The sequence below is a fragment of the Neobacillus sp. YIM B06451 genome, assembly GCF_032667185.1.
GTDB lineage: Bacteria > Bacillota > Bacilli > Bacillales > Cytobacillaceae > Bacillus_D.
Genome location: NZ_JAVFKJ010000001.1, coordinates 24,695 through 38,859 on the forward strand (window position 1 = coordinate 24,695; position 14,165 = coordinate 38,859).

The following is a 14,165-nucleotide window of genomic DNA, read 5'->3' on the forward strand; positions in this document are numbered from 1 at the left end:
TCATTCGCTCCAACCCGATGGAACGGGTTGGGGCTTTTTTGCTTTTAAGGCAGCAGGCGATTGAATATTTAATGTATGTTTTTCCCTTCTCATGTATAGTTAGATTAAGGTTTAAGCAGTTTTATATATACGGAAGGGGACATACAATGAGGCGTATTATTTTGTCGACAGAGAGTGGAGCAGATTTGCCAACGGATTTGGCTGAGAAATATGCTGTTCAAGTGGTGCCGATGCATGTCATCATGGATGGCAAGGATTATTTGGATGGTTCCTTGCCAGTAGAGAATATTTATGATTATTATGAGCGGACGAAAAAAATCCCTTCTACTGCCGCAACGAATGTCCATGAGTATCAGGAATTTTTTTCTAAAATAAAAGAGGACTTTCCTGGATGTGTCATTGTCCACATTGGTTATACGTCAAAGGCTTCCGCTTCCTTTCAAAGTGCGGTGATTGCCTCGGAGGACTTTGAGGATTTGTATCTGATTGACGCTTTGAACGTTACCGGCGGATTGACCGCAATCGTCATGTATGCTGTAAAGCTGCTGGAGGAGGAGCCTTCGATTGAACCTAAGCGGTTAATTGAAAAGATTGAAGCAGTGGTGCCGAAGTCAAGGCTAGCTTTCATTCCCGGCAGCCTCGATTTTTTACGCGCGGGTGGACGAGTCAGCAATATTGCCTATCTTGGCGGTGCATTGTTAAAAATAAAACCAGTAATAGAGCTGATTGACGGTAAGCTTGTATCCACGAAAAAGTATCGTGGGAAAATGGGCGCGGTCGCTGAAAGGCTGATGAGTGAATATTTGAGTGAATACAATATTGACCGAGAGCAGCTGTATCTTTTGTATTCACTTGGGCTTGATGAAAGCATCAAGGAACGGATGGATGAAATGGCAAAAGAGGCGGGATTCAGGAACGTCCGCTGGATCCAGGCAGGCGCGATGATTTCAACTCACGCCGGGCCTGGCGGCTTTGGCATCGCAGGGTTGGAAATATAGTTTAAATGTGATTCAAATAAAACAACTTAAGTGCTCAAAATATAAAGCCTTCCTCGGTTTTTCCTGGAGGGCTATTTATTTCCTCTTTTAAACTCAGCAAGTTGTTTAGTTTAAAATTTCAGTAAATTGAGCGGAATTCCTTTACTGCTCTGTTTGGCCTACTATATAGTAGAAGGTGGTTGCAAAACCAAATTATTCAAAGGAGGAGAGCGAAATGATGATGAAGGGTGCAGTTTGCAAGGGAAAGGGTATCGATGAAAATAGGAAACTGGAAACCTAGCGGGGCTGGGGATTGGATTGGAGGATTTTTTTTATGGAATTGACGAAGGAAAAAATTAAGATAGTGGAATACCATGAAGGGCTTGCTGCCGGTGTTGCAGAGATGTGGAATCTTAGCCGAGAAGGCTGGGGTGGGGATGCGCAGGTAACGACAGCCGAAAAGGTCCGCGTCCAGGAAGCGAATTCCGGCAACCTGAATCTTTTTCTTGCGATGGATGGCGACAAAGTCGTCGGCTATTGCGGACTTTGCGAGTACCGGGAGGATGAGGGGGCGCTGTATATTCCGCTCCTGAACGTCCGTACCGATTATCATGGAAAGAAAATCGGCAAAATACTTGTCCTAAGGGCGCTCGAACGGACGGTAGAACTCGGCTGGCCACGGCTTGACCTGTATACTTGGCCGAGCAACACGAAGGCTGTTCCGCTCTATAAGAAATGCGGCTTCTTCTGGGAGGACCGGGATGATACGACGCATTTGATGAATTTCATGCCGACAGTGCTGAATACGGAAGCGGTCCGGGACTATTTTGCGGACATCGATTGGTATAACGAGAGCACGAGAGCCATAGACGTGACACCGGATGGCAGGAAGGACAACGATTTCTCCTATTATGAGTATAGCTGGAAGTCAGGCGCCGGCAGCCTGCGGATGGAGTTCGAGCGGACCGGCCGGGGGTTGCGGCTGATTGAAACAGACGACTACCTTATTTCCGTGGCCGTCGAGGATTTTAAGCTCGTTTGCGGGTCTGAATACACGGTGACCTACCATATTAAAAACAAGTCCGGTAACCTGCTTCAGGTAGAGCTGGAAGGCGAAAATCACAAAACTGTTACATTTGATTTTAAAAAGAGCATAGCGGTTGAAGGCGAAGAAATTGTCGAAGCAAAATTTACGCTTGGCGAGCTGGAGGAGGAGCAAAGCAACTGGCGCACCCACCCATCAGTCGTCACCAAGGCGCTAATCAACGGAAAGGAAGCGAAGTTCGCGGTTGGTGTCCTGCCGAAGCAGCCGGCGAAAGTGGCCGGGAAGGTGCCTGGTTCACAAAGCTACCTTCATGAAGAAGCGGTTTTCTATCTAGACGTTGAAAATAACTTCAGCGAACCGGCTGCGTTCACGATTCAGTTTCCGGAAAGCGGGTTTATACAGCTGCCAGAGAAAACGTTCAGGATTGAACTTGGAGCGAGAGCGAAAACGTCGATTGCGATTCCTTATGTGTTGAGTGGCTACGGTTTCTATGCGCCGGAGTTGAAAATTGATACCGACACCGAAAGCGGTTCGATGTCCACTTTTACCAAAAAGCTTGGTCTTGGCTTTAAGGGGCCGGGGGCACGTTTCAGCGGCGAGTGTGATGATTACTGGCATATTTACAATGGGTTGTATCATACGTATTTGCGAAAGTTTAACAACTGGGTTGTTCCGGGAAGGCTGACGAAAGGCGCACAGAAAACGATGGGCATGTTCCCGAAAATAGGGAAGCCGTATTCGAGCGAGTTTTCGAAACGGAAGCCTGTTCGCGTCGAGTATAGGGAAGAAGGCGCGGCAATTGTCATGTCGGCGGTTTATGAGTCGTCTGATTTCGCGGGGCTTGTCCTTGTAAGCGAGTCGAAGCTGTACGGAGAGGGTTTGCTTGAGCAGTCGTATATCATTCGCAATACGGGCGATTCGGAGACGGACTCGCCAATCAGTGTTTCCCAGCCGGTTTACCACGAGCTGAACAGGCCTGTTTTTGCTATGGACGGGGAAATCGTGGCGTTTGATGAGAAGGCGGATGCGGAATACGGGCTTTGGGACAGCAAGCGGCTTTCGGAAAATTGGCTGTTCTCGCGGAATGAGCCGTATGCGCACGGGGTCGCTTGGCCGGAAGGCGCGTCCGTGAATTTTGAGTCATGGTACATGTACGTAGAGCATGAACTCGGCCATATTCCGGCGGGTGGCGAGCTAAGAACGGAACCAGTCGCGCTGTCGTTCGGGGCGTATCAAAGCTGGGAGGAATTCCGGGAGTTTGCGACGAGAAGGAAGCACAGGGCGAATTCTCCTGTTGGTCCAATTGAGGTTCAAGTGGCCAGGAGGGAAGATGGTTCTGAAGAGGTTATCCTGTCGGGCCGGAAAACGAGTTATATTGACGGGGAAGTTAGCTTTGAGCGGGACGGACAGGAATTTTATCAAACGAGACTTGCGCTTGATGAAAGAAGGCGTGAAGCATCTGCGTTTGCTGAAAGTAGCGGGGAGCCGCTTTCGTCATTGTCGGCTGCATACGAAATCAATGGAATCAGCGACAGGATGGATGTTTTCGTCCTGAACCCAGCGGATGGCTCGGTTCGCATCAGGGAAGAGGAGCGGGATGGCTTGCCGGTATTGACGGCGGGAAATGGTGTGCTGACAATTGCGGCGTCTAAAGGATTTTACCCGTCGTTGTTCTCGCTCGAGGCATTCGGCCGTGAGTGGCTTGATTCGTCTTTCCCTTCGCTTGAGCCTAGAGCGTGGTGGAATCCATGGAGCGGCGGGATGGTGACCGGTATTGAAGGCATCAACACAAAGTCGTTCGCAAAGGAAGAAACACGTGTAGGAACCGCGGCGCTTCTTGATAATGAAGGCCGTGAATGGCAGGGAATAAGGGTTTCGACTGTATTTGAAAAGAACGAGATGTGGAATGGGCTCGGGATCCATCAGTATTATTGCATGCTGCCGGGCGTTCCGGTGCTTGTGAATGTGACGAAAATCAGCCAGCATAGCGGGACGTATTTCCATCAAAAGAACTGGTTCGGCCAGTTGTTTTTCCAAAAAGGCTGGATGAAAAACGCGGGGGGAACACGTTCGTATCTAGCGGGGAAATCGGAAGTCATGACGTATCTCTCGGGCCATGCGGTCATTGGTTCGGACGGATGCGCCGAGTTTCTCCAGGTGATCGCCGACCGGGAATCGAATGGAATGGAGATGTACATGAACAAGGAAGTCATGCTGATTGGCGTTGACCATGTAATTGACCTTGCCCACGGCTCCGAATGGCTATCCGCTCCTTCGTTCATCGTTGCAGGAGACAGGGAGCTATCCAGGGACGAAGTGAAGGGACTGCAAAAACTGACTTTTAAAGAGGTAAGCAATGAAAATTATTGATGCGCATATCCATTATTCCGAAATCGGGAGCTTTCATGAGACGGCCCGGAACATTTCGAAGGTCGACTATTCATATGAAGGAATCCAGAAGGAGTTCGCCGAAAATGGCGTCGTGCTTGGGATTGCAATGGGCGTGACGGAAACAGCCGGGGAGGGTTTTCCCGACTCGGCTTGCGAAACGCCGATGGGCATCGACCTGACGCCGGACATTCCGAAAAATATCGTATATTGCGCGGGCATCAATCCGTTCAAACTGGACAGGGCGGCGCTTGCCCGTCTTGAGCAGGAAGTCCAAAAGCCTGAGTGTGTCGGAATTAAAATCTATCTCGGATACTATCCTTTTTATGCGTATGACGACGTGTACGAGCCGGTGTACCGAATCGCGAAGGAGTACGGGGTTCCAGTCGTCTATCATACCGGGGATACGTATTCCGAGCGTGGCAGGCTGCGGTTTTCCCATCCGCTTGCGATTGATGAAGTCGCAGTAAAGCATCGGGACATGACGATCATGATGGCGCACTTTGGCGATCCGTGGGTGCTTGATGGTGCGGAGTTAGTGTATAAGAACAGCAACGTGTATGCCGACCTATCGGGTCTTGTTGTCGGAGAGGACGGGGACATCCGGAAGCTGCAGCAGACAAGGTTCTTTGACCATCTGCTCCATGCGCTTACATTTACGAATAATTATGAGAAGTTCCTTTTCGGGACCGATTGGCCGCTCACGCCAATCAAGCCGTACATCGAATTCATCGCCGACATCGTCCCGAAGGAGTACCACCAGGCTGTTTTTTACGAGACAGCTCTGAAGGTTTTTCCGAAAATTAAGGGGTTTTTGTAAACCTTGTTCTCATCCCAAAGTCTTAGTTATTTCCATTATAAAGGCCAATGTGTAGAAAACGGAGGCCTTGTAAGATAGAGGTAACAAGAACAAGGGAGATGGAACTCATGTATAGCGATATTTATATGATTGAAAAAACGATGCAGCATCGTGAACAGGAAATTCGGAAACTGGAATTTATCAGCCGGGATATCGAACTGGTACAAAAAGAACCTTTTTATTGCAGGCTGCCTGTTGTGAATCAGATGAGCGTGTGCAATTGCGTTGTTGGATGATATTTTAAAAGGAAGCCGATGTGGAGAGATTCTCCATTCCGGCTTCCTTTTTTTTTGCTGTTATTGGGTAGGAAGAAGCGGATAGTAATTGTCGAAAACTCCATCGACCAATGTTGTGAAATCACCCTTTACATCATCCCGGCCATTGTTCAGGTCATCAGCAAGCCGGTTTAACCTCATATAAAAAGCCCGGTTAAATGAAATGTAAACCGTTTGAATATGTTTGTCGGCCTTTGCAACCTGATCGGCAATGTTTTTTTTGAAAGAAGCTGATATGCCCGAATACGAAGAGTCCAACACAATGGCAGGGCTTGTTGATTCCGGTTGTAAGTTGCCGTCAGGGTTGTTCGCTGCTGTGAAGTTTTTCCCTCTTTCTGGTTGATCCGCGATTGTTAGTCCATCGATACTGCCACCGCCGATTCCCGTCCCGCTGTAGTCACCGGTTTGAGTCCCGTTGCCATATCCACGATAGCCGGGATTTCCGAATATCCCCGTATTTTCGCCGCGATGATTCTTCTTGTTCGTTTCATACCCTTGCGCCCTCATGTTCTCGCTGCCTTCCATCCTCACCGCTACGTAAGCGTCCTGATTGCTAATGACAACAAGAGCGCTTTGAACTTCGACCAGGCTTTCCACCGAGCGGGCAGCCTCCATGGAAACCCTCAAAGTACGGTTCCCTCCGGCAGCATTGTTGTTTAACCTATTTATTCCGGCCCTGCCGCCGTTGTCGTTATTGCCGGTACCACAACTGCTTAATGAGAGAAGAAGCAAGACTGTCAGCATGATTTTCGATGCTTTTTTCACAAAACAATCCTCCTTCCTGTCGTTTTGTCCATAGTTTGGGTTTTCAAGGGGGAAACTATCCATTATTTGGAGGGAGAGTCTGTTACCTGGATGGATTTGTTTGAAATCTTTCGGCAAGAGCAGGGAGGAGAGGCATTTATGAGCTTTCTTTTTTAAAAATTCAAACCTCTCTAGCCGGGAAATGTATGTTGACATCTTCTCTAATGGGCGACCACTCAGTTAAGATAGAAGAAACCGTGCTTGCCAATCACAAGCAGGAGCACCATAGCAAAACAACCCGGGATTGATTTTATCCCGGGTTGTTTTTTAGTATTGGTTGGCCTTGGCGGAAAATAGTGGCGCGCCGGCTACCAATTACTTATTTTGCTTCGTTTTCTGAGCTTTTAAGGCAATCCTCTCGAGCCCATTATCCGCGAATTCCACATCCGCCTTTGGCATAGCCTTCTTGCTTTCCTTATCGTTTTTCTTCGCCATACACTCACCACCCGCGTTTGTTGAAACCAAGCTTAGTTTGCAACGATATTCAACAAATGATTCATCGTCCCCGTCATTTGCTACCGTTTCAGGGGAGGGGGAGTACTTCGTGCCACGGATGAAGCGAAAGTTTCTCTCCCGTTTCACCTTATCTCCGGCGTAGGAATTTTTCGTTTATTACCAGAACTTTGCCGTTATCGGTTTTGACGTATTTGCGGTTTAGGAATTTGTATTTTTCATAGGCGAAGTGGCCTGCTATATAGATTGGTATGATGATTGCTAAGAGGATGGCCAATTGCAGCAAATAATTGATCCCAGTCTGCAGCATATAATCCGTCACGGCATGCACAGCGAAGGAAGCCATTAAGATAATCAGCACATTGCATACATGAAAGGCAAATACTTCTTTCTTTTCCCGGAACATCCGCTCCAGTTCGGATTTGAAGTAAAGCGTGACCATGACAGAAACGACAATCACAACAAGGGAAGCCAAATATGTAAGGACTGTGCTCATTTTCCTAATCCACCTCCAATCATTTTTCAAAATAGGCCAGTTGTTATTAACTAATTATACCATTATTAACAGGATATTATTGTTTTCCGCACAGTTTTTCCGGTAAACTGGCTACTGATTTTTTGTTAAAAAAACGACCAGCTTGTCACCGATTATTCGGAACCGGCCAATTTAAGCACGATGTGGCATTCCAATTTTCCCAACCTCGACAAGATGCCTTTCAATCCCTTTTTAATTGACAAAATAGTTTTCGGAATATTACAAATTAAGCTACAGGATTTAAGATTCGTTTCTCGAATTTAAATCTTGTAGTGATTTATGACCTGGCAGCTTGATACTCACGCCGGGAGTTACATAAGGAGGGGAAAGGATTGAAGTTGTTCAAAAGGTTCAGGAACGTGTTGGGGATCTCGCTGATCCTGCTGCTCATTATGAACGCGGGGCTTCCTGCGGAGGCGATTGTCAAAAATGACGATAGCCCGATGAATGCGGCGTCGGCGGATCAGGAGTATGTGTTCGTGCAATTCGGTGATGCGCCAATTGCTTCCTACGATGGTTCAATTTCCGGTTATGAAAAGACAATGCCAGCCAAAGGGCAGAAGGTAAATCTGAATTCCCCTGCGGCAAAGAAGTACGGAAAGAGGCTTGAGTCGCAGCGGGAAAATTATAAAAAGTGGCTCGCAAAGCAGCTTCCAAAAGTTGAAGTGGTGGCGGAATATGACGTCACGTACAACGGCCTTGGCCTGAAACTTAATGGCGCATCGCTGAAGGATATTAGCCGTGGGCCGGGTGTCGTGAAAGCCGGAGTAAGCGGTACGTACCGTAAGACGATGAGCGAAAGTACGGCACTGATCAATGCCGGCCCGATTTGGAATGGACTTGGCGGACAGGCGAATGCCGGAGCCGGAATGAAAGTCGGCGTCATCGATTCCGGGATCGACCAAACACATCCTTTCCTGCAGCCAAATGTGGGGATGAAAGCGCCTGAAGGATTCCCTAAAGGGGATACTAGATTTACAAGCGCTAAAGTAATTGTCGCAAAGGTTTTCAACCAGGATCCAAAATTAAGTGCGGAAGCGGTTGACAGCCATGGGACGCATGTTGCCGGCACAGTTGCCGGAAAAGCGGGCACGGTTCCGACTCTTGGAGGCAAAGCGATGAGCGGCGTCGCACCTGGAGCCTATCTTGGAAACTATAATGTTTTCCCTGGGAATGTGGCTGATGCGAAAAGCTTGTTCATTGCGAAAGCAGTTGAAGAAGCAGTCGAAGATGGAATGGACGTCCTGAACCTTAGTTTGGGCGGGACGCCACATAAAGGTGCAGACCTGCTTGATATGTCTGTTAACGCCGCGGTCGACGCAGGAGTCGTAGTTGCTATATCCGCGGGGAATGAAGGGCCTGGGAACTACACGGTTGGGTCTCCGGGAACAGCGGATAAGGTTATCACCGTTGCCGCTACAACAAACAGCCGTACTTTTGCGATGCGGTTAAAATCAGCTGCTCTTCCAGGCGGGGAAACAATAGCCACGACTGGTACCCAGGGTGGAGAGGTGAAAAAGCAACTTAAAGGTGAATACGTTCTTTGGAGTGAGGTTGCTGGCGGGGATAAACTTGCTTGTACGCCAGTAGCTGGAAAACCGCTGGAAGGGAAAATCGCGTTGTTGCAGCGCGGCTCCTGTACGTTTGCTGAAAAAATTAATAATGCGGCAGCGGCCGGGGCAGTTGGGGTCATAGTATACCAGAACAGTAATGCCGATCCAATTCCAATGGCAACGGATGGCGTGAAGATTCCGGCCATTATGATTAGCAAAGAGGCTGGCGAAACGCTAGCTGGTTGGGATGGGGACAAGACAGTTACAATCGCCTATCCTCCAGTTGAAACCGGAGCTGTGCCAAATCTGATTTCGGACTTCAGCTCATGGGGCCCGACGCCGAATTACACGCTGAAGCCTGATGTGGCGGCACCTGGAGTTAATATTTATTCCTCGGTTGTCGGTGGGGGCTATGAATTGTATCAAGGTACTTCCATGGCATCGCCACATGTGGCCGGGGCAGCTGCCGTCCTTCTTGCTTATAGCAAACAAGAACAGCTAGGCTGGGGACCTGCGGAAGTCAAAGCGTCCTTGATGGGAACCGCCCAAAATGTCGAGGGAAGCGTGATTCCAGATACAGATGTTGTTAATCCTTTAAAGGTTGGCGCGGGCATCATTGACCTTGGTAGGGCGATGAACACTCCTGCAATGGCATTCCCGTCCTCCTTAAGTTTCGGATTGGTGCGTCCGACTGGAAATCAATCTTATCAAATGACAGTCACTTTGGTGAATCCGACTGATCAACAACTGGATTACAGTTTTTCCGGGGATGATAATCTGAAGCTTAGCAAATCCGGAGTTTCAATTGCCGCAAAGAGCAAGGCGGAATTCAAAGTGGATGTTGTAAACAGGGGAACCCATTCCGGTGGAAAGAACGTATCCGGCGATTTCATAAGCGGATACATTACTGTAACATCCACTGGTGGCGATATCCGTATCCCTTACATGTATGTGATTGATTATAATCGTTAAGCATTTTCGGGAAATCCCCTTTTGGCTAATGGCTGGAAGGGGTTTCCTTTTTTAATTGTAATTTTGGCAACTCCTATTCTATGAACACTTCATTTCAGGTGCAGTAAGTTTGTTGCTAACCCAACTTCTGACACCTATGCGGGATTTTTACCTAAATCGAGTCAGAAGAACCTCTAACTTCTGACAGCTTTCTATGATTCACCTCCAACGAGTCAGAAGTACCTCCAACTTCTGACACCTATCCAGGATTTCACCTCCATCTAGTCAGAAGTACCCCAAACTTCTGACAGCTTTTCAGGATTATGCTCCCATCGAGTCAGAAGTTTCCCAACTTTTGAATCCCTAACTTCGGACACCCTTATATGTAATGGTAAATTAATTAAAAGTAAAAATATTTACTTTTAAGAGTAACTTATTATTGCTTTAAAGCGTAAAATAAATTACAATAAAAACAAGGAGGGGAAAAAGATGGAAGATTTAAGGTTGAATGTTTCATTGCTCCGAAAACGGGTGCCGAATTTAACGAGTGCGGCAAAGTCGGTTGGGCTCCGGCCGGCGACAGTTTCAAACTTATGCACGGGAAAGATTCCGATTGGGCGTGCGGAGGTACGGACATTGGCTGCGCTCGCATCGCTGGCGCAATGCAGCTTGGATGAATTGATTTTAAAAGGGGAGGCGTTTGAAATGATTGAAACGAAGATTAAGACGCTTGATTTATTCGCGCCAATTGTAAAAGGCGGCACGGTTGGCCTGGTGGCAAGGCCGGGGATGGGGCAATTAGTGGTCCTTTCAGAGTTGTTTCTAAGGCTAAAGAAAGAAGGGTATCTCAGCATTGTGCTTCAGCCGGAAGCGGAAGGCTATCCGGGACTCGAGGATTTGAATGAACATGTTGATGTGATTGTCACCTCAATCGACGACGCGTTAAAGAAGATTTCCGAGCTTGGAAAAGACCGCGATATCATTTTTACGGCAGATAGGTCGCATGTTTTAACAGGGGAAATCTTCGAACTGCAGGAAAAATTGCAGGATGAATCAATCCGGACGGTCACCACCTTCCTGCTTGATTTGAAAGGGGATGCGGTTGACGAGGAACTTCCGTACGGGCCGCTTGAAACGGTATGGAACTTTGATGCGGATCTTGCTGCAAGGTTCAGGTTTCCCGCCGTCAATCCAATCTCTTCGACCTCGTCAATTCTTGAAGTGGCGTATCTTGAACAAAGCCACCTGACTGTAAAGCAAAGAGCCCAAAAACTGCTGCGCAGGTACAGGGAGCTTCGTTCACTCGTGAACGTTAAGGGCATTGCGGGTATTCCTGATGCCGAAATGCAAACATACCACCGCGGCGAAAGGCTCGAGGCTTATCTGACGCAGCCGTTTTACGTTGCTGAGGCTTTTACAGGGCAAAAGGGCGTCGATGTTGACCTGAAGGAAACAATCGAGGATGTCCGCAAAATCATTGATGGTGCTTATGACTCCAAGGAGCCGGCTGAACTGTCGTTTGTAGGAAAGCTATAGGCCTTCCGCTTTACCGCCAATAAAATGGAGTAAAAGACTTGAATAGCCAGCTGTTTAAAAAAAGACCAGACGTTTACGAGTCTGGTCTTTGCCATTTCCATCATGACAAACTAGCACCTGTTTTTAAGGCAGGTTCGCGGAACAGTTTCTGAAAAATTCTAGTGACAAAATCGATTTCATTTGCGTAAATGAAAATAGAGAATGTAAAAAATGGGATTTTTTCAGAGGAAATGCGAGACTTTGAGGGGACCGTTTAGGCCATCCGATTGTGTTCTTGTCGGTGATGTATTGTTCTTCTTTAAAAAACGGTCCTCCGAAGTGCGATTTTTTAATGAAAATGCAAACAGAAATCAGGCTTCGCCGGTGAAAGAACTAGACGGGGGGAGAAAAATGAAAAAAATACGAAAGAAACAGTATGAGTTCCTTCAAAAGGAATGTTCCTACCTTGCCGAGGAAGGGGTCCTGTCCGATTCCCAGACAACAGCAATCCTATCAATGTACGAGATGGCAAAACGCCCCTCTCTTATCGCGGTTCTTCTTGTCATTGCGGCCGTTTCGATCGGGCTTGGCATCCTAAGTTTTGTCGCGTCGAATTGGCTCGATATGCCTGATTTCCTGAAATGCGGAATGATCGTCTCCTTCTTTCTTCTCGTTTTTTACGGCGGGTACAGGCTTGAAGGAACGTTTCCGAAGCTATCCTGGGGTCTGTACATCCTCAGCACATTTGTTTACGGAGGCGGCATTTTCCTGATTGGCCAGACGTTCAATTTTGGCGGTGAAGCGTCGGGTGCATTCCTTCTTTGGGGGCTTGGCATCATTCCGCTTGCGGTTTATAAAAGAAGCACGTGGCTGTTTTCTTTTTCAATCATCCTATCGATAGGGGGCCAGTTCCTTGGGCAATTGCCTGGTTTTTTCCTCCCATTCCTCCTTTCGTTAGGCTACCTTGCCTTAAACGAAAAGGTCATCCAGTCGAAAAAAGGGCACGTGCTCTCGCTTTTGTTCCTGTTAGCGAGCCTCATCCCCCTGTTCGAAACGTTCCATGCAGAGGAGGCGTTGATCCTTTTGGCTTATTTCGCCATCGGCATCCTCTTGATTCACCTGCCTTACGGTGCGTTCAGGTATGAAGGGAAATGGGTAGGATTTCTTTCGGTCGGGGTGTCAGGGATATTCCTTTCGTTCGACAGCATCTGGTATGGGTTCTTCCCGGATGTCGGAACCATCGTCTTCAACGTCCTTTACGTACTCTACCTCTTCTACCTGTTAAAGACGGAACGAATACTTGCCGCTCTTTTGATGGCATCGCTTTTGCTCCGGTTCTATTTCGACCTGTCGTTTAAGTTCCTTCCGAAATCCATGTTCTTTGTTTTTGCCGGAGTTGTCATCTTAACTGTCGCGTTCCTGTTGCACCGTTTTAAAAAAGGAGGAAACCATCATGAGGAAGAATAAGCTGTTTTATCTCTCGTTCCTTATCCCTACTCTATTCCTTCTTTATCTCATGGCAAAGCCGTTCATGGCGTTCGCATTTGGAGAAGAGATCCAAATGAAGACCATCCCGGTCGATCCGAGGGATCCGTTCTATGGGGATTATGTCCGGCTCAAGTTCGAGGACGCGACAATCCCTGCCGAAAAGATCGACCCCAGCTTCCTGAAGGAACTGGAAAGATATGAGTACAACTCCTATGGCTCAGACGCTGGCTTCTATGTGGCGTTTGAAAAAGACAAGGCAGTGCAGGTCACAAAGAGCAGGCCTTCCGGAACCTATCTTAAGGTGAAAGGCTATTATAACCCCTCCCGTAAAACGCTCAGCGTGACATACCCGTTCGACCGCTACTACCTAAAGGAAGGGACCGGGCTTTACTGGGAAGACAGGTCAAGGGAAGGTAAGATCGTCGGGACAGTTAAGGTATGGATGGGGTACGGCTACCTGAAATCCATCCGTACAGAACAATGAAAAAACAGGACGAAGCCTTGCTTTTGTTTTTCACTTTCACTCATGCTCTGATTTTATCAGGCGCAAAGGGAAACGATGGAGCATTCCGGCAACGATTGCGAACCTTCCATAACTATGTGTCCACTTTTTTTTCGAAGCGTGAAGTGAGTTGCCTGAAACAAAAGCGGAAAAGGATACCCATGGGCGGAATCGTTTAATGTCCCGGGAAATTTTTTAAAAAGAAAAGCTTGAGATCATCAACCAAGCTTTTTTCTATTTGCCATAGTTTATCAAGAGGGAGCGCAAAGTGATAGCCGGTTCGACTACGTTCATCACTTTTATAAAAGAATTGTAGATTTTCTCATCCCCGGCACTGCCGCCAATGATAAGTGCTCTATTTCTTTTGCTGAATGACTGAACCAACTCCCTATTAATTTCTAACCGTTCCTTTACCTTGTATGTTCTTTTCAATTAGGCGATTATGATAGTATGAAAAAAATACAGAAAACAGGAGGCAAGATGATGGCAATCATCGATATTACAGTAATTCCAATCGGGACGGAAACGCCAAGCGTAAGTGAGTATGTGGCCGATATACATAAAGTCCTTAAAAAGTACGAAGGGAAAATTAAGTACCAATTGACACCGATGAGTACATTGATGGAAGGAGACTTAAAGGAATTGCTTGATGTTGTTGGGGAAATCCATGAGGTTCCGTTTCAGAAAGGAATTCAGCGAGTCGCCACAAATATCCGGATCGACGACCGTCGTGACAAGGAAAGCACAATGGAAGCTAAACTCAAAGCCGTAAACGACAAACTAGCGTGAAGCAGGGTATGTTATCTTTGATTTTTAAAAT

At 47.4% G+C, this 14,165-nt stretch carries 12 protein-coding genes; 9 read left to right on the forward strand and 3 right to left on the reverse strand.

From position 1 onward, the window contains the following. The first annotated feature begins 146 nt into the window (after window positions 1–146). From RB160_RS00105 to RB160_RS00120, 4 genes are all read left to right on the forward strand, one after another. Window positions 147–998: a DegV family protein gene (locus RB160_RS00105; RefSeq protein ID WP_316568185.1), complete on the forward strand. Its 852-nt coding sequence runs from the start codon at window positions 147–149 to the stop codon at window positions 996–998. 313 nt (window positions 999–1,311) lie between these two features. Then, the gene (locus RB160_RS00110) at window positions 1,312–4,392 is read left to right on the forward strand and encodes a GNAT family N-acetyltransferase (protein WP_316568186.1); all 3,081 of its coding nucleotides are present in this window, start codon (window positions 1,312–1,314) and stop codon (window positions 4,390–4,392) included. Then, window positions 4,379–5,230 carry an amidohydrolase family protein gene (locus RB160_RS00115; RefSeq protein ID WP_316568187.1) on the forward strand — a complete coding sequence of 284 codons (852 nt, stop codon included), beginning with the start codon at window positions 4,379–4,381 and terminating at the stop codon, window positions 5,228–5,230. The genes RB160_RS00110 and RB160_RS00115 overlap by 14 nt, the downstream gene beginning before the upstream one ends. A 107-nt stretch (window positions 5,231–5,337) precedes the next feature. Then, entirely contained in the window at window positions 5,338–5,505 is a 168-nt protein-coding gene (locus RB160_RS00120) for a hypothetical protein (protein WP_316568188.1), read from the forward strand. A 60-nt stretch (window positions 5,506–5,565) separates the two neighbouring features. Here RB160_RS00120 and RB160_RS00125 read toward each other — a convergent pair whose 3' ends face one another. The 3 genes from RB160_RS00125 to RB160_RS00135 all read right to left on the reverse strand — a co-directional run bounded on the left by RB160_RS00125 (window position 5,566) and on the right by RB160_RS00135 (window position 7,297). Then, on the reverse strand, window positions 5,566–6,309 hold the full coding sequence (locus RB160_RS00125) for a YhcN/YlaJ family sporulation lipoprotein (RefSeq protein WP_316568189.1): 744 nt from the start codon (window positions 6,307–6,309) through the stop codon (window positions 5,566–5,568). A 354-nt stretch (window positions 6,310–6,663) separates the two neighbouring features. Beyond that, window positions 6,664–6,930 (reverse strand): hypothetical protein, encoded by a 267-nt coding sequence (locus RB160_RS00130; protein ID WP_316568190.1) that lies wholly within the window; start codon window positions 6,928–6,930, stop codon window positions 6,664–6,666. Between the two features lies 1 nt (window position 6,931). Beyond that, entirely contained in the window at window positions 6,932–7,297 is a 366-nt protein-coding gene (locus tag RB160_RS00135) for a hypothetical protein (protein ID WP_316568191.1), read from the reverse strand. A 371-nt stretch (window positions 7,298–7,668) separates the two neighbouring features. Here RB160_RS00135 and RB160_RS00140 point away from each other — a divergent pair, with 371 nt between their 5' ends. The 5 genes from RB160_RS00140 to RB160_RS00160 all read left to right on the forward strand — a co-directional run bounded on the left by RB160_RS00140 (window position 7,669) and on the right by RB160_RS00160 (window position 14,134). Further along, window positions 7,669–9,861, forward strand: coding sequence for a S8 family serine peptidase (locus tag RB160_RS00140; RefSeq protein ID WP_316568192.1), 2,193 nt, complete (start codon window positions 7,669–7,671; stop codon window positions 9,859–9,861). 468 nt (window positions 9,862–10,329) lie between these two features. After that, window positions 10,330–11,376 carry a P-loop NTPase family protein gene (locus tag RB160_RS00145; RefSeq protein WP_316568193.1) on the forward strand — a complete coding sequence of 349 codons (1,047 nt, stop codon included), beginning with the start codon at window positions 10,330–10,332 and terminating at the stop codon, window positions 11,374–11,376. A gap of 390 nt (window positions 11,377–11,766) precedes the next feature. Next, complete coding sequence (locus RB160_RS00150; protein ID WP_316568194.1) at window positions 11,767–12,822, forward strand: DUF2157 domain-containing protein; 1,056 nt, start codon at window positions 11,767–11,769, stop codon at window positions 12,820–12,822. Beyond that, complete coding sequence (locus RB160_RS00155) at window positions 12,809–13,327, forward strand: GDYXXLXY domain-containing protein (RefSeq protein WP_316568195.1); 519 nt, start codon at window positions 12,809–12,811, stop codon at window positions 13,325–13,327. The genes RB160_RS00150 and RB160_RS00155 overlap by 14 nt, the downstream gene beginning before the upstream one ends. Window positions 13,328–13,828: 501 nt before the next feature. Continuing rightward, window positions 13,829–14,134 carry an MTH1187 family thiamine-binding protein gene (locus RB160_RS00160; RefSeq protein WP_316569023.1) on the forward strand — a complete coding sequence of 102 codons (306 nt, stop codon included), beginning with the start codon at window positions 13,829–13,831 and terminating at the stop codon, window positions 14,132–14,134. Window positions 14,135–14,165 lie beyond the last annotated feature (31 nt).